This is a genomic window from Micromonospora sp. CPCC 205546 (assembly GCF_036902715.1).
Classification (GTDB): Bacteria; Actinomycetota; Actinomycetes; order Mycobacteriales; family Micromonosporaceae; genus Micromonospora.
This window is the reverse complement of the sequence record NZ_JBAKHL010000015.1, coordinates 1-24,556: the sequence shown is the minus strand read 5'-3', so window position 1 is coordinate 24,556 and position 24,556 is coordinate 1. Positions and strand designations below refer to the sequence as shown.

Annotated in this window: 16 protein-coding genes, 1 pseudogene and 2 CRISPR repeat arrays; of the genes and pseudogenes, 15 read left to right on the top strand and 2 right to left on the bottom strand. The window is 69.6% G+C overall.

The annotated features are described in order from the left end of the window. Positions 1 to 64 precede the first annotated feature (64 nt). The 10 genes from V6U77_RS10365 (at position 65) to V6U77_RS10320 (ending at position 15,470) form a co-directional block, all read left to right on the top strand. A complete protein-coding gene (locus V6U77_RS10365; RefSeq protein ID WP_334606045.1) occupies positions 65 to 2,251 on the top strand; it encodes a UvrD-helicase domain-containing protein in 2,187 nt (728 codons plus the stop codon). Then, entirely contained in the window at positions 2,248 to 5,091 is a 2,844-nt protein-coding gene (gene cas3 / locus V6U77_RS10360; protein WP_334606044.1) for a CRISPR-associated helicase Cas3', read from the top strand. The genes V6U77_RS10365 and cas3 overlap by 4 nt, the downstream gene beginning before the upstream one ends. Before the next feature lie 37 nt (positions 5,092 to 5,128). After that, positions 5,129 to 6,790: a type I-E CRISPR-associated protein Cse1/CasA gene (gene casA / locus V6U77_RS10355; RefSeq protein ID WP_334606043.1), complete on the top strand. Its 1,662-nt coding sequence runs from the start codon at positions 5,129 to 5,131 to the stop codon at positions 6,788 to 6,790. Then, positions 6,787 to 7,461 (top strand): type I-E CRISPR-associated protein Cse2/CasB, encoded by a 675-nt coding sequence (casB, locus tag V6U77_RS10350; protein ID WP_334606042.1) that lies wholly within the window; start codon positions 6,787 to 6,789, stop codon positions 7,459 to 7,461. The genes casA and casB overlap by 4 nt, the downstream gene beginning before the upstream one ends. Next, positions 7,458 to 8,582 (top strand): type I-E CRISPR-associated protein Cas7/Cse4/CasC, encoded by a 1,125-nt coding sequence (gene cas7e, locus V6U77_RS10345; protein ID WP_334606041.1) that lies wholly within the window; start codon positions 7,458 to 7,460, stop codon positions 8,580 to 8,582. The genes casB and cas7e overlap by 4 nt, the downstream gene beginning before the upstream one ends. After that, positions 8,579 to 9,280, top strand: a complete 702-nt coding sequence (cas5e, locus tag V6U77_RS10340) for a type I-E CRISPR-associated protein Cas5/CasD (RefSeq protein ID WP_311411338.1) — start codon at positions 8,579 to 8,581, stop codon at positions 9,278 to 9,280. The genes cas7e and cas5e overlap by 4 nt, the downstream gene beginning before the upstream one ends. A 2-nt stretch (positions 9,281 to 9,282) precedes the next feature. Then, entirely contained in the window at positions 9,283 to 9,948 is a 666-nt protein-coding gene (gene cas6e, locus V6U77_RS10335; RefSeq protein ID WP_334606040.1) for a type I-E CRISPR-associated protein Cas6/Cse3/CasE, read from the top strand. Between the two features lie 14 nt (positions 9,949 to 9,962). After that, on the top strand, positions 9,963 to 10,913 hold the full coding sequence (gene cas1e / locus V6U77_RS10330; protein ID WP_334606039.1) for a type I-E CRISPR-associated endonuclease Cas1e: 951 nt from the start codon (positions 9,963 to 9,965) through the stop codon (positions 10,911 to 10,913). Next, positions 10,913 to 11,269 (top strand): type I-E CRISPR-associated endoribonuclease Cas2e, encoded by a 357-nt coding sequence (gene cas2e / locus V6U77_RS10325; RefSeq protein ID WP_334606038.1) that lies wholly within the window; start codon positions 10,913 to 10,915, stop codon positions 11,267 to 11,269. Before cas1e ends, cas2e begins: the two co-directional genes overlap by 1 nt. Positions 11,270 to 11,998: 729 nt before the next feature. Next, a CRISPR array of direct repeats spans positions 11,999 to 15,017; the repeat unit is 28 nt; unit sequence GGACCACCCCCGCGTGCGCGGGGAGCAG. 279 nt (positions 15,018 to 15,296) lie between these two features. Continuing rightward, the gene (locus V6U77_RS10320; RefSeq protein ID WP_334606037.1) at positions 15,297 to 15,470 is read left to right on the top strand and encodes a hypothetical protein; all 174 of its coding nucleotides are present in this window, start codon (positions 15,297 to 15,299) and stop codon (positions 15,468 to 15,470) included. A 137-nt stretch (positions 15,471 to 15,607) separates the two neighbouring features. Here V6U77_RS10320 and V6U77_RS10315 read toward each other — a convergent pair whose 3' ends face one another. Further along, positions 15,608 to 16,225, bottom strand: coding sequence for a hypothetical protein (locus tag V6U77_RS10315; RefSeq protein ID WP_334606036.1), 618 nt, complete (start codon positions 16,223 to 16,225; stop codon positions 15,608 to 15,610). Positions 16,226 to 16,274: 49 nt separating this feature from the next. Here V6U77_RS10315 and V6U77_RS10310 point away from each other — a divergent pair, with 49 nt between their 5' ends. The 4 genes and pseudogenes from V6U77_RS10310 to V6U77_RS30035 all read left to right on the top strand — a co-directional run. After that, positions 16,275 to 17,504 (top strand): IS256 family transposase, encoded by a 1,230-nt coding sequence (locus tag V6U77_RS10310; RefSeq protein WP_334606035.1) that lies wholly within the window; start codon positions 16,275 to 16,277, stop codon positions 17,502 to 17,504. A gap of 404 nt (positions 17,505 to 17,908) precedes the next feature. Continuing rightward, positions 17,909 to 19,138, top strand: a complete 1,230-nt coding sequence (gene istA, locus V6U77_RS10305; protein WP_334606034.1) for an IS21 family transposase — start codon at positions 17,909 to 17,911, stop codon at positions 19,136 to 19,138. After that, positions 19,138 to 19,926 carry an IS21-like element helper ATPase IstB gene (gene istB / locus V6U77_RS10300; protein ID WP_334606033.1) on the top strand — a complete coding sequence of 263 codons (789 nt, stop codon included), beginning with the start codon at positions 19,138 to 19,140 and terminating at the stop codon, positions 19,924 to 19,926. The genes istA and istB overlap by 1 nt, the downstream gene beginning before the upstream one ends. Before the next feature lie 199 nt (positions 19,927 to 20,125). Further along, positions 20,126 to 20,320 (top strand): annotated as a pseudogene (locus V6U77_RS30035) (IS110 family transposase); the annotation flags it as partial. A 48-nt stretch (positions 20,321 to 20,368) separates the two neighbouring features. After that, positions 20,369 to 22,837: direct repeats of the CRISPR family, unit length 28 nt; unit sequence GGACCACCCCCGCGTGCGCGGGGAGCAG. Between the two features lie 556 nt (positions 22,838 to 23,393). On the opposite strand, the gene V6U77_RS10295 reads toward V6U77_RS30035, so the two are convergent. Next, positions 23,394 to 23,633, bottom strand: a complete 240-nt coding sequence (locus tag V6U77_RS10295; protein ID WP_334606032.1) for a hypothetical protein — start codon at positions 23,631 to 23,633, stop codon at positions 23,394 to 23,396. 240 nt (positions 23,634 to 23,873) lie between these two features. Between V6U77_RS10295 and V6U77_RS10290 the strand changes: the two genes are divergently transcribed. After that, positions 23,874 to 24,509, top strand: a complete 636-nt coding sequence (locus tag V6U77_RS10290) for a DUF1963 domain-containing protein (RefSeq protein WP_334606031.1) — start codon at positions 23,874 to 23,876, stop codon at positions 24,507 to 24,509. The last annotated feature ends 47 nt before the right edge of the window (positions 24,510 to 24,556 follow it).

Here is a 24,556-nt window from a genome sequence, read left to right as displayed (position 1 = left end):
ATGGTTCACAAGTGATTCACTGTGGACGGCGTGGCTCGGGTCTGACTGCGCCGCCTTCTATTGCGTGACCAACACCGCCATCCCTGATCGGCTGATGGCGGTGCAGGCTGTGCGCCCTGTCCTCTCGGGCGCTGTGACGACGGGGGATCGTATGGCTGAGCTGGCCATCGGCCGGGAGTTTCTTCCCGCCTACGCCAAGCTGCAACGTCGGGTGCAGCGCGCCGTAGATGCCGCCATCAGCAAGTTCGCCGAACACACCCACGCGGGCCTGCACCTGGAGAAGCTGACCGGCGCACGGGACCCGAACATCCGCACCATCCGCATCGACCAGTTCTACCGCGGGATCGTGCTCTCCCTCGGTCAGCAGAAGTACGCGCTGCTCGATGTCCTACCGCACGACGACGCCATTGCCTTCGCGGTCAGTCGCCGGTTCACCGTCAACCACGCACTCGGCGTGTTGGAGATGCGCGACCAGGCAGGCATCGAGGAGTTTGCTCGTACGGAGCCGTCAGCCTCGCCGAGCGACCGACTGTTCGACCACGTCTCGACTGCCGAGTTCGTACGGCTCGGCGTGGACGAGGACCTGATTCCGCTGCTGCGGATCATCGGCACGGACCAGCAGTTGGACAGTCTCGACGGGCGCCTGCCCGAGATGCAGCTCGACGTCCTACGCGGGCTGGCCAGCGGACTGCCGGTGCAGGAGGTCTGGGCGGAGATAGCTGACCGGGTCGTGTCGGGCGTGGACACCGAGGACCTCTTGACCGCGGCGCGGCGTACGCCCGAGCGGATCGCCTTCGTCTCGGGTCCGGTGGAACTCGCCGCCATCCTCGCCCACCCGTTCGACGTGTGGCGGACCTTCCTGCACCCGACGCAACGTGACGTCGCCTACCGCGAAACCTACAGCGGTCCCGCCCTGGTGACCGGCAGCGCCGGAACGGGAAAGACGGTTACCGGCCTGCACCGGGCGGTGTTCCTCGCCAAGCGCTTGCCGGACGGCGAGAAAGTCCTGCTGACCACGTTCACCCGTGCCCTCGCCGACTCCCTCGCCAGGCAGCTGCACCGGCTGGCGACCGAGCCGGCCGTGCGGGCGCGCATCGATGTGATCAGTGTCGACAAGCTGGCCTACGAGATCGTCGCCCGCGGCAAGAAGGTCGCGGTCGCCGAAAGCGAGGTCCTCGACCGCCTGTGGGAGGCAGCCGCGAAGGCCGGTCCCACCTATCTGAACCGCGCTGGCCAAGTCACCACGGTCAGCAGCGCCTTCCTGAAACGGGAGTGGGAGCAGGTGGTGCTGGCTCAACAGTTGACTTCCCTGGAGGCATATCGCGATGCCCCCCGCAAGGGCCGTGGCGAGGGCCTGCGCGCCGCACAACGCGAACAGGTGTGGGCCGCGATCAGCGCAGCGGAGCGGGAGCTGACGAAGCGGCGCCTACGTACCCACACCCAGCTCGCCGATGACGCGGCAACGATCGCGCGCCACTCACCCGCCCCTTACCGACATGTCATCGTCGACGAGGGCCAGGACCTGCATCCGGCGCAGTGGCGGCTGCTGCGTGCGCTCGTCGCACCCGGACCGAACGACATGTTCCTACTCGCCGATCCGTACCAGCGCATCTACGACAACCATGTGTCGCTAACTCAGCTGGGCATTCAGGTGCGTGGCCGCACCCGCAGGCTCACCGTGAACTACCGGACCACCCACGAGATCCTCGACCTGTCGGTGAAGGTCCTCAACGGCGACGCCGCCATCGGCCTCGACGACCAGGACGACACACTGCGGGGCTACCGTTCGATCACCCGCGGTGGCGTCCCCGAACTTGTCGCTCAAAACAGCCGCGACGCAGAGCACGAGGCGCTGATCGAGCGAGTGGGGACCTGGCTTGAACAGGGTGTGGAACCGCACGCCGTCGGCGTGGCCGCCCGCACCGGACAGCTCGTCCACACCCTCACGAGGATCTTGACCGAGGCCCACATTCCCGTGGCCGACGACAAGAGAGGCACCGACGGAGTGCGCGTGGCCACCATGCACCGCATGAAGGGCCTGGAGTTCCAATGTCTCGCCGTGGTCGGGCTGGACGCAGGGGTCTTGCCGGCGCCACATGCGCTCACCTCGGCGGCAGAGGACCCGCACGCCCACAGGCAGGACCTGCAGCGTGAGCGCTGCCTTCTGTTCGTCGCCCTGACCCGCGCCCGCGACGTGCTCTACCTGTCGCACAGCGGCACGCCCAGCCCGCTCCTGCCGGTGCGTCGATGAACGCCCGCGCCAGTGCTGGCGGCCCGAAACTGGGCGACGCGGCACGCTCCGTCTGGGGCAAGACAGACCGTAAAGGCACCTCACCAGTAGGTTGGCTGCCGCTGTGGCGGCACCTTGCCGACACCGCCGACGTGGCCGGACGGCTCTGGGAGCACTGGCTGAGCCCGGCAGTCCGCCAACGCATCGCTGACGAACTGCCCGGTGGCGACGCGGACGCCCGCACCTTGGCCGTCTGGACCGCTGGGGTGCACGACATCGGCAAGGCCACGCCCGCCTTCGCCTGCCAGGCGTACGCGCTGGCGGAGCGGATGCGCGACCACGGGCTCGGCTATCACCGGGACCTGATCCGCGCCGACCGCAAGTACGCCCCCCACGCCACCGCCGGGCACCTCGTGCTGGCGGACTGGTTACAGCAGCAGCACTGGACCGACCCTCACTCGTACGCGGTCATCGTCGGGGGCCACCACGGTGTCCCACCGACCGACGAAGGCCTTCGCGACGTACAGGTGCGTCCACACCTGCTTGGCGACCCGGACTGGCGGCAGGTGCAGCACGAACTGCTGAACTGGATGGCAGAGCGGTCGGGCGCAGGCGAGCGGCTCATCGAGTGGAGCGACGCACCGCTGTCGCAGCCCGTACAGGCCGCCCTCACCGGCCTCGTCATCGTCGCCGACTGGATCGCGAGCAACGAGGAGTTCTTCCCGTACATCCTGGACAGCACGGACGCGGACCGACTTACGGCCGGCTGGGAGCTGCTGGACCTGCCGGTCCCGTGGCGGCCTGCCGCGCCGCCGGTGGGCGTGGGCGAGCTGTTCGGGGCGCGGTTCGAGCTACCCGCCGCCGCGGTGCCGCGACCGGTGCAGCGCACCGTTGCCGGGCTGGCCGCGACCATGCCAGCGCCCGGGATGATGATCGTCGAGGCGGCAATGGGCGAAGGCAAGACCGAGGCCGCGCTGGCAGCGGTGGAGGTGCTGGCCCGCCGTACTGGGGCATCCGGCTGCTACCTCGCGTTGCCCACCCGAGCCACCAGCGACGCCATGTTCAACCGGATGCTGTCCTGGCTGCGTAGGCTGCCCGATGCTCAGGTCGGCCGAGGCGACCGCGACGTACGGCTGGCACACGGCAAGGCCGCACTCAATGCCGACTACGACCGGCTGCGGACGACATCGCTGCCGAGCGGCATCGCCGAGGACGACGGCGGTACCGACATCGGCGTGCACGTCTGGCTCGCTGGACCCAAGCGAACACTGTTGTCCAGCTTCGTCGTGGGGACCATCGACCAGTTGCTGTTCGCGGCGCTACGGGGCAAACATCTGGTGCTGCGTCACCTCGGCCTCGCCGGCAAGATCGTCGTCATCGACGAGGCGCATGCCTACGACGTCTACATGGGTCGCTTTCTCGACCGGGCGTTGGAGTGGCTCGGCGCGTACGGCGTCCCAGCCATTGTGCTCTCCGCGACACTGCCGGCACGCCGGCGGGCCGAACTGATGGCGGCGTACGACATCGGCCGGCTCGGACCCGTGCCTGCGCTCACCTGGCGTGACCGCGGCAAGCCGCGGGTCGACCCGTACGCACCGCTGCGTACCGACCTGAGATACCCCCTGGTCACCGTCTCGACCGCCGATCGCGGCGCCACCGCGAGCAGCTGCGCCGACTCCGGTCGAGGCGTCGAAGTGAAGCTGCGGCGCCTGGCCGACGATTTGCCCACGCTGGTGGAACTGCTGCGCGACCAGCTGGCTAACGGGGGCTGTGCGCTGGTGGTCCGTAACACCGTGGCGCGGGTCCAGGAGACGGCAGCCGCGCTGCGGGCGGCCCTCGGGCCGGACATCCCCGTGTCGGTGGCGCACTCCCGGTTCATGGCTGTCGACCGCGCGGCGAAGGACCGCTGGCTACGTGACACGTTCGGCCCGCCCGGCAGTGGCAACCGGCCGCCTCGTCACGTGGTGGTCGCCAGCCAGGTCGCCGAGCAGTCCCTCGATATCGACTTCGACCTGCTCGTCACGGACCTGGCCCCGGTCGACCTGGTGCTGCAACGCATCGGCCGGCTACATCGTCATGCGCGCGGCGACCGTCCCGCCAGGCTCGCTACCCCGACCTGCTGGATCAGCGGCGCCGACTGGACCACAGAGCCACCGCAACCGGTAACTGGTTCGCGCCGCGTCTACCAGCCGGCCACGCTGCTGCGCAGCGCAGCGGTGTTGCTGCCGCACCTGGACGGCACACCACTGCGGCTTCCCTCCGACATCGCGCCGATCACCCAGGCCGCCTACGGCGACGCGGAAATCGGCCCACCGTCGTGGCAACCCGCGATGACTGAAGCAGAGGCCAAACAGCGGGACGAGATCACCACCAAGGAACTGAAAGCTGACGGCTTTCGCCTGGCAGGCGTCGCCGAGGCCGGGGTGCCACTGATCGGCTGGCTCTCCGGCGGCGTCGGCAACGCCGACGACCGCGCGGCGCTGGGCCACGTCCGCGACACCGACGCGGAGTCCCTCGAGGTCCTGCTGCTGGTACGGACACCGGACGGCTTGGTCCTGCCGCCGTGGATCGATGGTGGGGGAGTGTCGGTGCCGACCAGCAGCCTCCCGCGTTGGCCACTGCCTCGGTGGATCGCGCGCTGCACGCTGCCACTGCCGCGCGCGATGACTGCCACGGACGTGATCGATGAGGTGATCGCCGAGCTGGAACGGCGTACCGACCTCAGCGCCTGGCAGGACAGTCACTGGCTGGCCGGCGAGCTAGTGCTTGACATCGACCCCGACGGGACCGCCACGGTGGCCGGCTTCGACCTGCACTACCACCCGGAGGAAGGGCTGCGCGTTACCCGTGCCAACACCTGAGTTCCCTTCGATCGCAGACGCAAAGGAGGTGCTGCCAGTGAGCGGCCTACCGCACCCAGCCGGATTTTCGCTGGTAGACGAGGCGTGGATTCCGGTACTGGACGCCGAGGGACAGCGACGGGACGTGTCGCTGCTCGGCCTGTTCGAACAGGCCGGCGACGTCCGCATGATTGCCTGTGAGCTGCCCACGCAGACGTTCGCGATCCTGCGGCTCGCCTTGGTGATCCTGCACCGGACGACCGGCGGCCCACCGGGCGAGGCCGCTTGGCGGGCACTGTGGCGGGACCGGCGGCTGCCGGTCACCGACATTACCGAATACCTCGGCGTCTTCCGCGACCGGTTCGACCTGCTGCACCCGGAGCACCCGTTCTACCAGGTTGCCGATCTGCGGGCGGCCAAGAACAACACGTACGGACTTGAGCGCCTCATCGCCGACGTGCCGAACGGTATGCCGTTCCTGACGACGCGCGCCGGACAGGGCATGGAGTCGATCTCGCTGGCCGAGGCGGCCCGCTGGTTGGTGCACTGCCAGGCGTACGACCCCTCCGGAATCAAGACGGGGGCGGTCGGAGACCCGCGGGTCAAAGGTGGGCGGGGCTATCCCATCGGGGTGGCGTCGCTCGGGGCTTTGGGCGGTGTTCACATCGAGGGCGCCACCCTGTTGGAGACGTTGCTGCTCAATCTGGTGCCGATCGCGCCCGGCTGGCAGGTATCCGACGAGCGGGACCTGCCGGTGTGGGAGCGCGAGCCGCATACGGCCGTCGAAGAGGCAAACTCGGCACGCGGCCCGCACGGGCTGCTGAGTCTTTACACCTGGCAGTCACGACGGATCCGGCTGTTCGGCGATGCGGGTGGCGTCACCGGCGCCATGATCTCCAACGGTGATCGGTTGGAGTGGCAGGATCGACACCTGTTGGAGCCGATGAGCCTCTGGGGACGCAGCGGGCCACGCGAGCGTGAGCAGAAGCGGACCCCGATCTACCTGCCCCGGCCGCACGACCACAGCCGGGCACTGTGGCGAGGGCTGCAGACCCTACTGCCGGCGCCGCCGCCTCCCGGCACCGAGGCGCCACAGCGGCTGTCGCCGATGGTGGTGCAGTGGCTGGCCCGGCTGACCGTCACCGGGGTTGTCGGGCCGGACTTTCAGGCCCGAACGCGCGCCACCAGCGTCACCTACGGCACGCAGCAGGCGGTCGTCGACGAGGTGTTCAGCGACGCGCTGACCATGAACGTGCTGCTGCTGGTCGAAGACTCCGCTCTGCGTGCGGCGGCTGTCGACGCTGCCGGCGACGCCGAGTCCGCAGTGAGGGTGCTGCGCCGGCTCGCAGACAACCTGGTACGCGCCGCTGGCAGCCGGGACATCGACAGCGGCGATGCCGAACGCGCGGCTGAACGCGCGTACGCCCTGTTGGATCGCGCGTTTCGGGACTGGCTGGCGCGGCTCGGACCGGACAGCGATCCGGTGGCCGAGCGAGCCTCGTGGCAGCGCTTGGTGCGGAGGGCCGTGAAACGGCTGGGCAGTGAAATGGTCGCCGCTGCCGGACCGGCGGCCTGGGCCGGCCGGCCTGGCGTCGATCGCGCCGGGAGGGATGTGCATTTCTCGAGCTCGCAGGCGGAGGCGTGGTTCCGCCTTGGCCTGGCCAAGGCGCTGCCGATGGCGGCTGAACTCGAGCACCAGAGGCAGGAGGAGGCAGCATGACAGTGGCAGAGACCAGCCGGCCGGACGCCCCGACACGTAAACCGTGGGCACGCCGTCGCAGAGGCCTCGGCGAACATGTAGCACGAACGGTCAGTGCCCTGCAGGTGCGGCTGTTGCGTGAGGCGCCCCAACCGGAGGCGGTCAGCGCACTTGCCCGGCTGCGGCGCGGCATCGGCCGGGCACCAGGCTTCGACTACACGCTCGAGCGCTACCTGCAGGTCCCGGAAGACCTGCTGGGCTACCGGCCGGCAGACGATGCCGTTGCCACCGACGCCGAGTACGCCATGCACGACGCGGTGACCCTGTACGCGTTGCATCAGCAGTCGCGCCGGGAACGGATGCACGTGGATGGACGAGGGCTTGGCCAGGCTCTGGCTGAGCTCGTCCGCGTGTCGGCTGGGCCAGACGGTGTACGGCGCCGGTTCGCCGCGCTCGGCACTGCCAGCACCTACCACGAGGGCATTTACCACCTGCGCAGCCTGATCACGATGCTGCGTGAACCGCAGATCCCACTCGACTACGGCCTGCTCGCCGACGACCTGCAGACCCTGCGCCTGCCCACCGGTCGGCCCCAGGTCCAGGCCATCTGGGGCCGCGAGTTCTTCCGCAGCCGGCCCAGCACTGACGTTGAGACCCCCACCACCGACACCCACGAGGAGAACCGGTCATGAGCCGCACCATCATTGACGTCTACGCGCTGCAGACGGTGCCACCGAGCAACCTCAACCGAGACGACACCGGCTCACCCAAAACCGCCGTCTACGGCGGTGTACGGCGTGCGCGGGTGTCCAGCCAGGCATGGAAGCGCGCAATCCGGCTAGCGTTCGCAGGCCTGCTCGACCGCTCCCAGCTCGGCGAACGAACCAAGCGCGTGGGCGAGTCCCTCGCGGCGCGGATCAAGGCCCTCGACCCCAGCCTGTCCGACGAGGCCGCCTCCACGCTGGCCGCCGAGGTCTTCGTGGCGGCCGGCCTCGCCAAGGCGGACAAGAAGAAGAGCGAGGTGAAGGACGTCGAGTCCGGTTACCTCATGTTCCTGAGCCACCGGCAGGTGGACAACCTCGCCGCCGCAGCACTGGAAGCCTCCCGAGCCGGCACCACTCTCGACAAGAACCGGTTCAAGGCACTGGCCAACACCGATCACTCAGTCGACATCGCGATGTTCGGCCGGATGGTGGCCGACATGACAGACATCAACGTCGACGCCGCATGCCAGGTGGCCCACGCCATCAGCGTGCACGCCGTCGACAACGAGTTCGACTACTTCACCGCCGTCGACGACCGCAAGGCGGACGCCGCCGAGACCGGCGCGGGCATGATCGGCACCATCGAATTCAACTCGTCCACCCTGTACCGGTACGCGACCGTCGACGTGGACGCGCTGCACCGCACCCTCGGCGACGCGGGCGCGACCCGAGCTGCGGTCGAGGCGTTCCTGACGGCGTTCGCGCGTAGCATGCCGACTGGCAAGCAGAACACGTTCGCCCACCGTACGTTGCCCGACGCGGTGCTGGTGCGGCTGCGTGACACGCAAGCGATCAACCTGGTCGGGGCGTTCGAGACGCCCGTGCGGGAGACGCACGCGGCCGGGCGGATCGAACTGGCCGCAGCAGCACTGGCGAAGCACACCACGGCCGTCGAGAACGCGTTCGGCGAGCGGCCGGTCGGCAGCTGGGTCACCCAGGTCGGTGACAAGACCGCGGTGCTGGCCGACCTCGGCAAGGCGGTCAGCTTCAGCGAGTTGGTCACCGGAGTGGGAGAGCAGGTCGCTGTGGCGCTCGGACAGCCAGCATGAGTGTGTTGTTGTTGAGGCTGGCTGGCCCGCTCCAGTCGTGGGGGTCGTCCAGCCGGTTTGCTCGCCGGGGCACCGAGGTCGCGCCGACCAAGAGCGGAGTGATCGGCCTGCTCGCCGCCGCCAAGGGCGTCCGACGCACTGAGCCGCTTACCGAGTTGCTGGGCCTGGAGTTCGGGGTACGGCTGGACCAGCCCGGGCAGATCCTGCGGGACTTCCAGACCGCCCGTTCTCTCGACGGGCGCGACAGCGCGCCGCTCACCTACCGCTTCTACCTCTCCGACGCCGCCTTTCTCGCCGCCGTCAGCGGTGAGCAGGAGCTTCTGCACGGTCTGATGGAGGCACTCAAACGGCCCCGGTTTCCGCTCTATCTCGGTCGCCGCTCGTGCCCGCCGGCCCTCCCGATCAGCCTCGGCGTACACGAAGGCACTGTCGATGACGCCCTGACGTCGTGGCCGTGGCTCGCCGCCGAGTGGCACCGCCGCAAAGCGGCCCGCACGGTCCGGTTGGAGATCATCCGCGACGCCCGGCCCGGCGAGCCGGTCACGGAGACCCTGCCGGACGAGCCGGTCAGCTTTGATCCCGCGCATCGGCAGCACACCTGGCGGTCGGTGCTGCGCCGGCACGTTGACGTCACCAACGACCTCGCGGAGCGGGCCGGCGTTGCCGAGCACGACCCGCTGAGCCTGCTGGGAGGCTGAGCATGTTTCTTACTCGATTCCAGATCAACCCTGCTCGCCGAGGTGCACGGAAGCTGCTCTCTTCCCCGCATGCCATGCACGCGGCGGTCCGCGCCGCCTTTGCCGTCGCGGAGGACCACGAACGGGACGGCACCCGTACGTTGTGGCGGCTCGACACCCCAGCCGCCGCCACCGTCCACCTCTACATCGTCAGCCCCGGCCGACCCGATCTCACCCATCTGGTCGAGCAGGCCGGCTGGCCCACCACGGAGACCTGGGTAACCCGCGACTATGGCGGGCTGCTCGGCTCGCTTCGTCACGGCCAGGATTGGGCGTTTCGGCTTACCGCGAACCCGACACACAACGGGCGTAAGACCACCGACGCCAAGGAGACACAGCGCTTCGGTTACCTTCGCGAAGAGGAACAGGTCGGATGGTTGGCCAGCCGAGCCGCCCGGAACGGCTTCGCCCTGGCGACCCAGCAGGACGGTCGCCCTAACCTGCGACTGCACCGTCGCCAGACGCAGACCTTCAAACGAGGCATGGGCGCGGTCACCCTCACGACGGTGACCTACGACGGCATCCTCCACGTCACCGATGCGGACGTCTTCCGCCGAGCATTGACCAGCGGGATCGGACATGCGAAGGCGTACGGCTGCGGCCTGCTCACTCTTGCTCCCACAGCCTGAATCCAGGCTGACCGATGAAGATCCCAGGCGTGCCGCCAGCCGAGCTCAACGACCTCACCCGAGCCGAAGACAGGATCAGCTTCCTCTACCTCGAACGCAGCGTGATCCACCGGGACAGCAACGCGATCACCGCAACCGATGATCAAGGCGTTGTACACATTCCGGCCGCCTCGGTGGGTGTGCTGCTGCTCGGACCCGGCACCAGCATCACCCACCAGGCCATCGCCCTGCTCGCCGACCACGGCGCCACCGCCGTCTGGGTCGGCGAGCGGGGCGTGCGCTACTACGCGCACGGCCGATCACTCGCCGCTTCCAGCCGCCTGCTCATCGCGCAGGCCGCCGCGGTAAGCCATCGAGACCGCCGGCTCGCCGTCGCCCGAACCATGTACGCGATGCGCTTCCCCGGCGAGAACACCGCCAACCTCACGATGCAGCAACTGCGCGGCAAAGAAGGCGCACGAGTCCGCCGGACATACCGTGAGCATGCCGAACGGACTGGTGTCGCCTGGCGCCACCGCGACTACGACCGGGCCGACTTTGACGGCGGCGACCCCATCAACCAAGCGCTGTCGGCCGCCCACGCCTGCCTGTACGGCATCGTGCACACGGTCATCGTCGCGCTTGGGGCCGCGCCTGGTCTCGGCTTCGTTCACACCGGGCACGAACGCGCCTTCGTGTACGACATCGCTGACCTGTACAAGGCTGAGATAACAATCCCCGTTGCCTTCGACGTGGTGGCAAGCGGCTCGGCCGACATCGGCACCGACACCCGACGCGCGGTACGTGACCGTGTGCACGACGGGGCAATCCTCGCGCGGTGTGTACGTGACATCCGTATGTTGCTGCTCCAACCCCAGCCCGGAGGTGAGATCGAGGACGAAGATTCCCTACGCCTCTGGGATGACACCGGCATCGAACTGACAGCAGGTCGAAATTACGCCGACATTGGCGAGGTCGACTTCTGATGACCGTCATCATCCTTACCGCCTGCCCGCCCGGACTGCGCGGGCATCTGACGCAGTGGCTGTTTGAGATCTCCGCTGGCGTGTACGTCGGGCATGTAAGCACCCGCGTACGCGACAGGCTGTGGGCTCACGTTATCGACATGGCTGGTGCGGGCCGGGCGCTGATGGTCTTCCAGGTTCGCGGAGAACAGCGGCTATCGTTCCTGGCCCACGACCATCACTGGATTCCGGTAGATGTGGATGGAGTGACCCTGATGCGGCGTCCCGCTGACCCGATGGTCAACCCTGCGGTCGCTGGAGGCTGGAGCAAGGCGGCCAAGCGCCGTCGGTTCGGGCGCCGTGGGCGACCAGCGTAGAGGATGCCAACATGCAAGGCAATCGATGCCCAGTCGACGGTGAGAAAGCGACACGTAGGCGATAGGCGAGTTCGGTTTGGGGAGACCCGTGTGCGTCTGGCGGGCAGCGATAGGTACGACAACTCGAGGACTTTTGGCGTCGCGTGTGCGGGGAGCAGGATCGTCACCGAACGCGGGTACGGCGCGATCCGCGATCAGCCCTGTGTTCGCGGGAGTAGAACCTCACCCCACGGGGCCCATCAGCCGCTGTACCACCCGCGCTCAGGGCGCAGCGTGGCACCGACGTCGCCGCCGTCATCTGCGACGTACCATCCCACCGATGCGCGGTAGCAGGGCCGCAGGGATATCGGGGCGAAGAGGGCCACCTCCCCCGCGCGCGGGGGGGGCAAATCCCCCGCGCGCTCCCTGTGACCAGCGCGATCGGATCACTACCACATGCGCGGGGAGCCGCGGACGGCGGCGGTGTCGGTGTTGGGATCACCTCGCGTGCCCGGGGAGCAGGCCGCCGCTCATGGCCGAGACATCGGGGCCGCCGGATCACCCCCGCCTGCGCGGGGAGCAGTCGTGCCACCCGGCGTACCGCACGAGCTGGTCGGGACCATCCCGCTTGCGCGGGGAGCAGCGACGCGGACCCACTGGACGTCTCGCCAGCGCGGGACGCCTCCGTGTGCGTGGGGGAGCAGCCGCAGGGAGCAGAAACCCAGCTGTTGACGGGGTCAAGCAAAATCTGGACCACCCCCGCGTGCGCGGGGAGCAGCCGCCCGGCCTCAACGTCGCCGGCAGCTTCATGGGACCACCCCCGCCTGCGCGGGGAGCAGTCGTCGAGAGCATCCTTCCGTCGCCGACGGTGCGGGGACCACCCCCGCGTGCGCGGGGAGCAGGACGACACCAACGTCGCCCAGCTCGGGTGGGTGGGACCACCCCCGCGTACGCGGGGAGCAGCCCACCAGCCCGATCACGGCGCCGGGCGCCTCGGGACCACCCCCGCGTGCGCGGGGAGCAGACGATCGGCTCATGCGCCGGCTTGAGGGCCGAAGGACCACCCCCGCGTGCGCGGGGAGCAGTTGGGCGTGGCGGTGATCGGCATACGGGGCACGGGACCACCCCCGCGTGCGCGGGGAGCAGATGGCCGGACCGATGGAAGCCCCGGATGTCGGCGGACCACCCCCGCGTGCGCGGGGAGCAGTCGGCGGTGACCGGCGTCTTGCTGGCGATGCCGGGACCACCCCCCGCGTGCGCGGGGAGCAGGATACGCCCGCCTGGTACTTGGACGTGAACGTGGGACCACCCCCGCGTGCGCGGGGAGCAGGTTCGGTTGTACGTCCGGGCCGCCTCGATGGACGGACCACCCCCGCGTGCGCGGGGAGCAGGACGGGGCAGGCCGGCGGCGGTCCAGTCAACGGGGACCACCCCCGCGTGCGCGGGGAGCAGAGCGCCATACGGCCAGCGGGCGGGCCCGGACAGGGACCACCCCCGCGTGCGCGGGGAGCAGGAACGCGTTGACGTGCAGTTCCGCTGGTAGCGGGGACCACCCCCGCGTGCGCGGGGAGCAGGTCGCTGCGCCGATCTGCCGCTCGGAGATCCTGGGACCACCCCCGCGTGCGCGGGGAGCAGCCAACGGTCCGGTTCCACAAGCTGGCAATCATGGGACCACCCCCGCGTGCGCGGGGAGCAGCCGGCCAGCTTCCGCCGCGGGACCTCGTGCTCGGGACCACCCCCGCGTGCGCGGGGAGCAGTCGACCGCCCGGTTGCGCGCGTGGTAGCTGAGGGGACCACCCCCGCGTGCGCGGGGAGCAGAGCGGGACAGGTCGGCCATGGTCAGATCAGCCCGGACCACCCCCGCGTGCGCGGGGAGCAGGCCCGCCGCGCCGAGGCTGACAAGGACGCCGAGGGACCACCCCCGCGTGCGCGGGGAGCAGCGGGGCACGTGCCGCGACAGCACGAGCTTCCACGGACCACCCCCGCGTGCGCGGGGAGCAGTTTGCGTCATTCCAAATAGGCCAGTAATTGGCCGGACCACCCCCGCGTGCGCGGGGAGCAGAGCCCCTGCCCGTGCCCCATGGTCGACAGCCTCGGACCACCCCCGCGTGCGCGGGGAGCAGGTCTGACGCCGCCTGTGTGGAAATCCGGCCGTCGGACCACCCCCGCGTGCGCGGGGAGCAGTTCTGCGACGAAACGTATTCCCTCACCCACGAAGGACCACCCCCGCGTGCGCGGGGAGCAGGTGCGGTTCGGGCGCTCGTCGTCGGCGCGGTACGGACCACCCCCGCGTGCGCGGGGAGCAGCGAATCACTGAGCCGTCCTGCCACACGGCCAGGGGACCACCCCCGCGTGCGCGGGGAGCAGAGGGCCCGCTCCACCCACGGCTTCAGCCACGGCGGACCACCCCCGCGTGCGCGGGGAGCAGGCCACCAGCGTCCAGGCGCTCATGGCCACCGCGGGACCACCCCCGCGTGCGCGGGGAGCAGCGGCGGGGTACGCCGTCGGCGACGCCGCTGGTGGGACCACCCCCGCGTGCGCGGGGAGCAGTCAACCGGCCCGGCCGGACGGAGGCCGTTCTGAGGACCACCCCCGCGTGCGCGGGGAGCAGGCCACCCGCCACGAGGTACTCATCGTCGCCCTCGGACCACCCCCGCGTGCGCGGGGAGCAGCTCACCGACGTCGCCGCCAGCCTGGCGCGCCTGGGACCACCCCCGCGTGCGCGGGGAGCAGTCCTGGGCGGCCGTCCAGCCGGCCTCCAGGTAGGGACCACCCCCGCGTGCGCGGGGAGCAGGGCTTCTGGCCCTTGCCGCCGCCGCGCTGCCAGGGACCACCCCCGCGTGCGCGGGGAGCAGGCCTTCCGGGCGGCGGCCAGCAGGGCGTCAGGGGGACCACCCCCGCGTGCGCGGGGAGCAGATGATCCGCGTCGGCGTCCAGATCCAGTTGGACGGACCACCCCCGCGTGCGCGGGGAGCAGTCGATGCACACCGCCACCGGATCGTGCCTGGCCGGACCACCCCCGCGTGCGCGGGGAGCAGACGCTGCTGGCCGGTGTGCCGGTGCTGGTCGCGGGACCACCCCCGCGTGCGCGGGGAGCAGACAGCCTGGCCGAGCGCATCGTCCGCACCCAGGGACCACCCCCGCGTGCGCGGGGAGCAGGGGGAGATCGCCGCCGCCGACGCCTCCGGCACGGGACCACCCCCGCGTGCGCGGGGAGCAGGACCACCATGGGCGTACGGGCCCTCACCAGCGAGGACCACCCCCGCGTGCGCGGGGAGCAGGTCCATGTCCCGTTGCTCGTGAACCGCTGCACGGGACCACCCCCGCGTGCGCGGGGAGCAGGACATGGGGCAGCCGAAGTCCTGCACTTCCCACGGACCACCCCCGCGTGCGCGGGGAGCAGATCGCCATGTAGTGCACGAGGTGGGTGCTGTTCGGACCACCCCCGCGTGCGCGGGGAGCAGGCCATTGACGGATCCAAGCTCACCGCGGATTCAGGACCACCCCCGCGTGCGCGGGGAGCAGGTGGAGGAGCGTCTCGACATCGAGGGCTTCCGCGGACCACCCCCGCGTGCGCGGGGAGCAGGTCACCGGGCCGGAGTACGTCCCGGTGAACGTGGGACCACCCCCGCGTGCGCGGGGAGCAGGCCGTCGACCTCGCGAACGGGTTCGCGAACCGGGGACCACCCCCGCGTGCGCGGGGAGCAGGGCTACGCGACCAAGGTCCCTAACACCCTGCTCGGACCACCCCCGCGTGCGCGGGGAGCAGACTTGCTGACCTGCGGCGCTAAAGATCAACAAGTCGTTTTTGCATCACTAGGTTCTGCAAGATCCTCATCGAAAGAGAGTGGACGAAGCGCTGCTTCATCGTAGCGCTGGTGTGTGGCGAGCGCTGCCGGGTGAGCGGCGATCGTTTGGTCTGCGGCTTGTGAGGCCCTCGACCGGGTCGACGACGATGAAGTCCCGCGGGTGTTGCTACGCCGGATCTGTGATCCGTGAGGCGTGCGGCCGGCGGGGACACACGGTCACGAGGAGCGCGATCCACTTTGTGCTCATCGGCCTGAAGTACAGCGGGGTTGAGTGGCGGCAAGCCCGACACGACGCGGCGAACCTCGCCTCGGAGTTCGCCGGTAACGTGCTGCGGCTGACGGTCAACGCCCGGATGGAGTTGTCGGAGGCGGAGCGGGCCTCGGTGTGCGCGTGGATCCAGGACGAGCACTGAACCACGCTTAGCCCGCCGCCACTCTTGAACTCCGACCAGATTCCAGTGCGCTGTCATCGGCACGACCGCGCGACGCCACCCTTGGACGGCGGCTGCGAGCCGTGACGCGCGGTCGGCGGCAAATCCGGATGCCCAAGTCAGGCACACCGGTATTCGCTCGGGCGGCTCCGCTCCCTGCGGTCTCGGATGACGACCTTGCCGGGCCCGGTGGTGTTGGCGCAGTCCGGGCAGCGCACGTCGAGGCTGGCGATGTCGGTTGTGATCGCGGCCGAGCCGAAGTAGGCGGGATCGAGAATGAAGGCCACACGGGTGCCGGCTCCGGCTGGAGCGGAGAACTCCGCAGGTGGCTCGACCGGCCGTAAGCCGACGAGGCTCTGCCGAAAGCCGTGGCCGTCTCGCCAGACTTCGACGGTGGTCTGCGAACTCACGGCCGCCGCCGCAGCGCTCAACCAGCGATCGCTGGTAAGCAGCGAGTCGTTGTAGCCGAGATTCGGCATGCCCCGGCCGGTCAGGATGTCCGCCTGGTCGTCGGTCACCGAGAAGATGAGATCAGCGGTGATCTCCGCTACGACGTCGGGCGTGTGGCTCGCGGCGACCCTGGTTGCCGGATGAAACACGTGCCCCACAACCGCGCAAAACACCCGAGTCGCCAGACGAGGATCCTCCCTGCCTACCCCGAAATACATGGTTGCGTCCACTGGCGTGGTGTACGACTTGCCCGTGATGGGCGTGTTGCGTAGATAGGAGACGGCCACCGCGCGATCCTTCGAGACGGCTAAATCGAACGAAGGAGAGTGATGCGCGATGGCCGCATCTGAGAGTGTGAACCCTGTTGACCTGCTGCGCGAGCAGATCGAGGGCGCGTCGCCGGACATGTTGCAGGCGATGATCCGCACGTTCGCGCAGGCGGTGATGTCCGCCGAGGCCGACGCGATCTGCGGCGCCGCATATGGGCAGCGCAGCGACGAGCGGGTCAACTCGCGTAACGGCTACCGGCAGCGGGAGTGGGACACCCGGGCCGGGACGATCGACCTGGCGATCCCGAAGCTGCGGCAGGGCAGCTACTTCCCCGACTGGCTGCTGACGCACCGGCGGCGGGCCGAACAAGCGTTGGTGTCGGTCGTGGCCACCTCCTACCTGCTCGGGGTCTCGACGCGGCGGGTGGAGAAGCTGGTCGAGCAGTTGGGCATCCGGCAGCTGTCGAAGTCGCAGGTCTCGGAGATGGCCGCCCACCTCGACGTCCAGGTGGAGGCGTTCCGCAACCGGCCCCTCGACAGGGGGCACTACACGTTCGTGTGGATGGACGCGCTGACGATGAAGGTCCGCGAAGCCGGCCGGACCGTCAACGTCCACGCTCTGATCGCGGTCGGGGTCAACGCCGATGGTCAACGCGAGGTCCTCGGCCTCGACGTCGCCTCCGACGAGGACGGCGCCGGCTGGTTGGCGTTCCTGCGGTCGTTGACCGCCCGCGGACTGTCCGGTGTTCGCCTGGTCATCTCCGATGCCCACGCCGGTCTGGTGCAGGCCATCGGGGCGGCCCTGCCCGGGGCCTCGTGGCAGCGCTGCAGGACCCATTACCTGCGGAATCTGCTGACGAAGGTGCCGAAGTCGGCGCAGCCGTGGATCGCGACCCTGGTGCGGACGATCTTCGACCAGCCCGACGCCGACGCCGTCCGCGCCCAGTTCGACCGGGTGGTGGCAACGATCGAGGCGAAGTTCCCGGCCGCGGCCGAACACCTCGACGCCGCCCGCGACGACCTGCTCGCGTTCACCGGATTCCCGCGTGAGATCTGGCGCCAGATCTGGTCGAATAGCCCACAGGAGCGGCTGAACAAGGAGATCCGCCGCCGCACCGACGTCGTCGGGATCTTCCCCAACCGGCCGTCGATCATCCGCCTCGTCGGCGCCGTCCTGGCCGAACAGACCGACGAGTGGACCGAAGGTCGCCGCTACATGGGCCTGGAACTACTGGCCAAAGCCCGCCTGATCACAATCGACACCGACCAACCCGACCCCACCCCGATCGCCGCATAACATCAGATCGGATCCGCGATGGCCGTCTCCTACACCACTCGCGCGGACGTGACCAAATACATACCGGGTCGCTTGCGTACGGAGTCGTCGAACTCTAGGACCGTGATCTTCGCGGGGCTATAGTCAGGCTCCGTCACGCCACCAACGCTATCCCGACAAGGCACGCGCGGTCATCGGCAGTTCCGGACACCGACCGGCAGCCTCCGACGTCACCTTGCGTAGCGCGCGGATCGCGGCTACCTATTGACTGGTGGTACGACCGCAGCCCGGCCAGGCTTGGTCGAGGTGACCGGTGGGGTCGCTCTCATCGCGGCTGCTCACCGCAGGTTGGTGTTGTCGGCTCCGCCTGAAAACTGACCCCGTGGTTCCGGCTGAATTTTGACCCCTTCCGGAAGCATCGGGAGGTGCTGAGCGTGGAGGACTGGGCGGAGATCCGTCGGTTGCACCGGGCGGAGCGGATGGCGATCAAGGTCATCTGCCGTCGGCTGGGGGTGTCGCGGAACACGGTGCGCAAGGCCTTGGCCAGTCATGAGCCGCCTCGCTATCAGCGGGCGGCGAAGGGTTCGATCGTGGACGCGGTCGAGCCGCAGATCAGGGCGTTGTTGGCGGAGTTCCCGGACATGCCGACGACGGTGATCATGGAACGGGTCGGGTGGACCCGTGGCAAGACGGTGTTCGCCGATCGGGTGCAGCAGCTGCGGCCGTTGTTCCGCCGCCCGGACCCGGCTCAGCGGACGGAGTATCTGCCGGGAGAGCTGGCGCAGTGCGACCTGTGGTTCCCGCCGGCGGACGTGCCGTTGGGCTTCGGGCAGGTCGGCAGGCCGCCGGTGCTGGTGATGGTGTCGGGGTATTCGCGGTGGCTGTCAGCGGTGATGATTCCGACCAGGCAGTCGCCGGATCTGCTGGTCGGGCACTGGACGCTGATCTCCGGCTGGGGTCGGGTGCCCAAGGCGTTGGTGTGGGACAACGAGTCCGCCGTCGGGCAGTGGCGGGCCGGGCGGCCGCAGTTGACCGAGGCGATGAACGCCTTCCGCGGCACCCTCGGCATCAAGGTGATCCAGTGTCGGCCGGCGGACCCTGAGGCCAAGGGCCTGGTCGAGAGGGCCAACGGCTATCTGGAGACGTCGTTCCTGCCCGGACGCCGATTCGGCTCACCTCAGGACTTCAACGCCCAGCTCACTGACTGGCTGGTGCGGGCGAACAACCGCCATCACCGGATGCTGGGCTGCCGCCCGCTGGACCGGTGGGACGCCGACCGGGCCGCGATGCTGCCATTGCCACCGGTTGCGCCGGTGGTCGGCTGGCGGCAGAGCACCCGCCTTCCCCGCGATCATTACGTGCGCTTGGACGGCAACGACTACTCGGTGCACCCATCGGTGGTCGGCCGGCGGGTCGAGGTCACCGCCGACTGCGACCACGTGACGGTGCTCTGCGACGGCCGACCCGCGGCCCGGCACGACCGCTGCTGGGCAAGCCATCAGAGCATCACCGATCCTGCCCACCGGCAAGCCGCCGCGGACCTGCGCGTCGCTGCCCAACGCACCCCGACGACCGCCGTTGACGCCCAGGTCGAACGCCGGCCGTTGAGCGACTACGACCGCCTGTTCGGCCTGGACGTCGAGGTGGCTGCGTGATGGCCGCCAAGACCAGCCGCAACGTCGCCTCGGAGATCGCGTTCCTCACCCGTGCCCTGAAGGCGCCGTCTCTGGCTGCCTCAGTCGAGCGCCTGGCCGAGCGGGCTCGAGCAGAGTCGTGGACGCATGAGGAGTTCCTCGCCGCCTGCCTGCAACGCGAGGTCGCCGCCCGCGAAGCCCACGGCGGAGAGGGACGCATCCGGGCCGCGAGATTTCCGGCCCGCAAGAGCCTGGAGGAGTTCGACTTCGACCACCAGCGATCGTTGAAGCGGGAGACCATCGCCCACCTGGGAACCCTCGACTTCATCACCGGCCGAGAGAACGTCGTGTTCCTGGGCCCGCCCGGCACCGGCAAGACGCACCTGTCCATCGGCCTCGGGATCCGGGCCTGCCAGGCCGGACACCGGGTCGCGTTCGCCACCGCCGCCCAATGGGTGTCCCGCCTCGCTGACGCCCACCACGCCGGCCGCCTGCAGGACGAGCTGGTCAAGCTCGGCCGGATCCCGTTGCTGATCGTCGACGAGGTCGGCTACATCCCCTTCGAAGCCGAAGCCGCCAACCTGTTCTTCCAACTGGTCTCCAACCGCTACGAACGAGCCTCACTGATCGTCACCAGCAACAAGCCCTTCGGAAGGTGGGGCGAAGTGTTCGGCGACGATGTCGTCGCCGCAGCCATGATCGACCGCCTCGTCCACCACGCCGAAGTGATCTCGATGAAGGGCGACAGCTACCGGCTCAAAGACCGCGACCTCGGCCGCGTTCCCGCAGCTAGCAAGACCAACGACTGAACATCAACAACCAGCGAGGGGGTCAAAATTCGGCCGGAACAGAGGGGTCAAAGTTCAGCCGGCGTTGACAGGTGTGGCTCTCATCTGGCGTGCGCCCCGCCGGTCACCGCGGCGGAGAGAGGCTCAAGAGGGGACTGCCCAGCTCAAGGTAGCGCTGCCCTCCCGTCGACGACCCATCGTCGGATCGAGGGAGGACACGATGGCCCAGGTCATCATCGGCGTGGACCCGCACAAGCGTTCCGCCACCATCGAAATCATCAACGCCCGGGAGAAGACAGTAGGGCAGGGTCGGTTCGGCACCGACCGCGACGGCTACCAGGCGATGCTCGCCGCCGGACGCAAGCACAAGGACCGCCTTTGGGCGGTCGAAGGCTGCAACGGCATCGGCCGGCACGTCGCTCAACGCCTGGTCGCTGACGGCGAGACCGTCGTGGACGTTCCCGGACCACCCCCGCGTGCGCGGGGAGCAGGCGGGAGCCGACGCCAGCGAAGCCGGCGACACCGGACCACCCCCGCGTGCGTGGGGAGCGGTACGACGTGCGGATTTACCCGCAGCGCGTCGACGGACCACCCCCGCGTGCGCGGGGAGCAGTTCGGCGCAACGAACCTGCGCATGTACAACGAAGGACCACCCCCGCGTGCGCGGGGAGCAGACGAACCTCGGCCGTGAGGTCGACCTCGGCGGGGGACCACCCCCGCGTGCGCGGGGAGCAGCGCGGGGATCACCGCCAGGATCGGCGGCAGCAGGGATCACCCCCCGCGTGCGCGGGGAGCAGCAGCGGCTCCGCAACGCCGCGACGAAGACGTGGGGACCACCCCCGCGTGCGCGGGGAGCAGGGTGACCGCACGGTCGCCACGCTGACCAAGAAGGGACCACCCCCGCGTGCGCGGGGAGCAGGCTGGCGGTGCGGGCGGCGTTGCCGCCTTTCACGGACCACCCGCGCGTGCGCGGGGAGCAGACGACGCCGACAACTGCGACGTTGCCAGCGCCAGGACCACCCCCGCGTGCGCGGGGAGCAGGCCGGCGAGCGTGTGCGCGCGCTCGCCGGCGCGGGACCACCTCCGCGTGCGCGGGGAGCAGCTCCCCCGATACGCGCGCTGCGCCCCTGGCCAGGGACCACCCCCGCGTGCGCGGGGAGCAGCTCACGGCTCCGCGACCCGGTTTCGGAAACCGGGAACCACCCCCGCGTGCGCGGGGAGCAGGCCGCGACGATCGGCCCCGCCTTCGTGACCGCCGGACCACCCCCGCGTGCACGGGGAGCAGGTGCACCACCGTGCTGCGGCACGCCTCGCGTAGGGACCACCCCCGCGTGCGCGCGGAGCAGGAGGAAGAGCTGGCCTACATCTATGGCGAGTTGGGACCACCCCCGCGTGCGCGGGGAGCAGACCGCCGCCGCGTCGAAACCCATCTCTGACAGCGGACCACCCCCGCGTGCGCGGGGAGCAGAAGATCGAGCCCGGCGCGCGGGGTACGTACCGGGGACTACCCCCGCGTGCGCGGGGAGCAGGAATCCGAGAGCGTCAACGTAAGCGTCATTCACGGACCACCCCCGCGTGCGCGGGGAGCAGATGCACCGGCCGGCCGGCCCGTCGGGCTGCCAGGGACCACCCCCGCGTGCGCGGGGAGCAGAACTGAACCTTGGAGATGAGTTCGGCCCGCCGAGGACCACCCCCGCGTGCGCGGGGAGCAGCGTGCGGGCCTTGGTGACGGCGACGCCGATGACGGACCACCCCCGCGTGCGCGGGGAGCAGAACGGCGTCTACATCCTCTGGTACAACGGCGACGGACCACCCCCGCGTGCGCGGGGAGCAGTGGCTGGCGGGGTGGGCGGGCGTGAGCCGGGCGGGACCACCCCCGCGTGCGCGGGGAGCAGGCCTGGGCCGGCCAGATGGTCGTGCCGTTGCGGGGACCACCCCCGCGTGCGCGGGGAGCAGGGGCACCCCTGAGCCTCCTGGTAGAGGTTCCTGGGACCACCCCCGCGTGCGCGGGGAGCAGCCCGCCAACACGGTCGGCACGTGGATCCCGTCCGGACCACCCCCGCGTGCGCGGGGAGCAGCCGACAACCCGACAGGCCGACAGTCACTCACGGGGACCACCCCCGCGTGCGCGGGGAGCAGGACCTGGGGCTGATCTGGGTGATCGGCTGGATGGGACCACCCCCGCGTGCGCGGGGAGCAGCCGGAGTCCGAGGGACGGATCCAGCCGGAGGCGGGACCACCCCCGCGTGCGCGGGGAGCAGGACGCGATCGCCTCGAGCAGCATGTTGGTGTCAGGACCACCCCCGCGTGCGCGGGGAGCAGGGCACCCCTCGGGGACTGCGACAGATCGCCGGCGGACCACCCCCGCGTGCGCGGGGAGCAGAGTTGATCTGACCGATGGGGAGTCGGTGTCGGCGGACCACCCCCGCGTGCGCGGGGAGCAGCGGATGCGGCGACGAGGGATACGGGCTTCAACGGGACCACCCCCGCGTGCGCGGGGAGCAGCAGATCGCGACGAACCTGTATAGCGACATCGGTGGACCACCCCCGCGTGCGCGGGGAGCAGGTCGGGGGCGTCGTCGTTCGCCCGGGCGGCGTAGGACCACCCCCGCGTGCGCGGGGAGCAGGCTGCCCGGTCGATCCATTCCAGAGCCGCGGCTGGACCACCCCCGCGTGCGCGGGGAGCAGCTCGTCGGCCCGCCCGCGATGGCCGGGGTGTCGGGACCACCCCCGCGTGCGCGGGGAGCAGCTCCTGGCCCCTGACCACCCCGGCCCTCGGCTGGGACCACCCCCGCGTGCGCGGGGAGCAGACCTCGCCCAGCTCCTTCGCCAACTCGCGGGCCGGACCACCCCCGCGTGCGCGGGGAGCAGGGTGAACAGCCACGTCAGGCTCCCAGGGCTACGGGACCACCCCCGCGTGCGCGGGGAGCAGACTTGCTGACCTGCGGCGCTAAAGATCAACAAGTCGATTTTGCATCGCTAGGTTCTGCAAGATCCTCATCCGAAGCAGAGTGGACGAAGTGCTGCTTCATCGTAGCGCTGGTGTGTGGCGAGCGCTGCCGGGTGAGCGGCGGTCGTTCGGTTGGCGGCCTGTGAGGCCCTCGATAGGAGGGCGAGCAGTGGCGCTATGGGTGATGCTTGCGGGGTTCAATCGAATCGCTGTGGGTGTCTCCTGCTGTCAGTGCCCCGTGCGCCCTCTCCGACTCGAAGAAGGTTGTCAATGATCATTTGAAGGCCATCTTGTGCGGCGGGTGAGAGCTTCGTGATCGGGCGGATCTGGGGGTTGCGGTCTTCGGGTTGCCTGTGCCGGTGGCAGCGTCGGATGCGGCCGGGGTAGAAGAGTCCGTGGTGGGCGCAGCAGCGGGGCAGGTCTTCGTCGGTGGGGCGGGGTCATACATGCGAACTCCCTGCGAATCGTGGGGTCGGAAGGGGAGTGGGCCAGTAGGCCGTTAACTGCTCAGCCGTGCGTCCCGATGTGCGCCCATCCGTCAGTCGCGAAACGCCTTCACCAGTTTCTTCAAGTGGTCGAGGGCGTCGCCATACGAGGTGACGGAGAGCAGATCGGTGACCACCAGCCCGGACGGAAAGTCGGCGGCGATTAGGTAGGTGCCGCCTTCTCGCACCACACGCAACCCGACGGCCTGTCGCAGGTTCACCCAGTCGTTGACGTCGTCGTCGCGGCCCAGTTTGCGGACCGGTGCCCAGCCGTTGACTGGCATGTCACGCATCGTTGTCTCCTCACCATCGGGGTGTTTCGGAGACACGGTATGCGGTCGGAAGCCCACTAGGCCGTGTTTCGTAGTACGTCGACTTGTCGCGCGGTTCCAGCTTGTCGACCAGCTGCAACGTCCCCGACGGCAGCTTGACCGGTCTCACCTCCACCGTTCCGCCTGGTGGCCTGTGCCTCGGCGCCTGCCGCGAACCGGCCTTCTGATGTTTGTCGGACCCTTCAGGCACGATGCCCGGCCATGGATGTACGACAGGAGTTTCGGGGCGCAGCCCGGGAAAAGGGCGTGCCGGTGGACGAGATCGAGCGCTGGGTGCGGCTAGCCCGACCACAGACGGAGCTGGTTCCGGAGGGCGACGGCCTGCCTGTGGCCGGTCGGTTCGGCGGTCTCGCGGCGTTGCCGGAGGGCGAGGAGTGGCCTCCCGGGCAGTGTCTCGTATTGACGCTCGACCTTGCCGCTATCCCCTCGCACGGGCACGACCTTGACCTGCCGGCCGACGGGTCGCTGCTGTTCTTCGTCGAGCCGGACTTCACGCCCAATGACTGCCGGATCGTTTATGTGCCGGCCGGCACTCCGGTAACCGAGCACCCGAACCCCGGGGTGCCAGTCTTCGGTCCGATTCTGCTGCACGCTCGTGCCGGCTGGAGCCTTCCGGAGAACGAGCACGAGGTGCCGTTCGACCTTCGCTTGGATGACGAGGTCGAGGAAGTGATCGGAGAGGTGATGTGGGACCTCGAGGACAACAATTACGAGTTTTCTCTCGGCGGTTACGGCGGCGCCAGCACCGGCGGCGCGGACAACCCCATCCTCAACGCAAACGAGCACACCGTGTTACAGATCTTGAATGGCCAGGTTCGTCCGATGTGGTCTGTGTGATGGCCTTGGGCTGGGGTAGATCGATGGGATGAGGTATCCCGATGGAG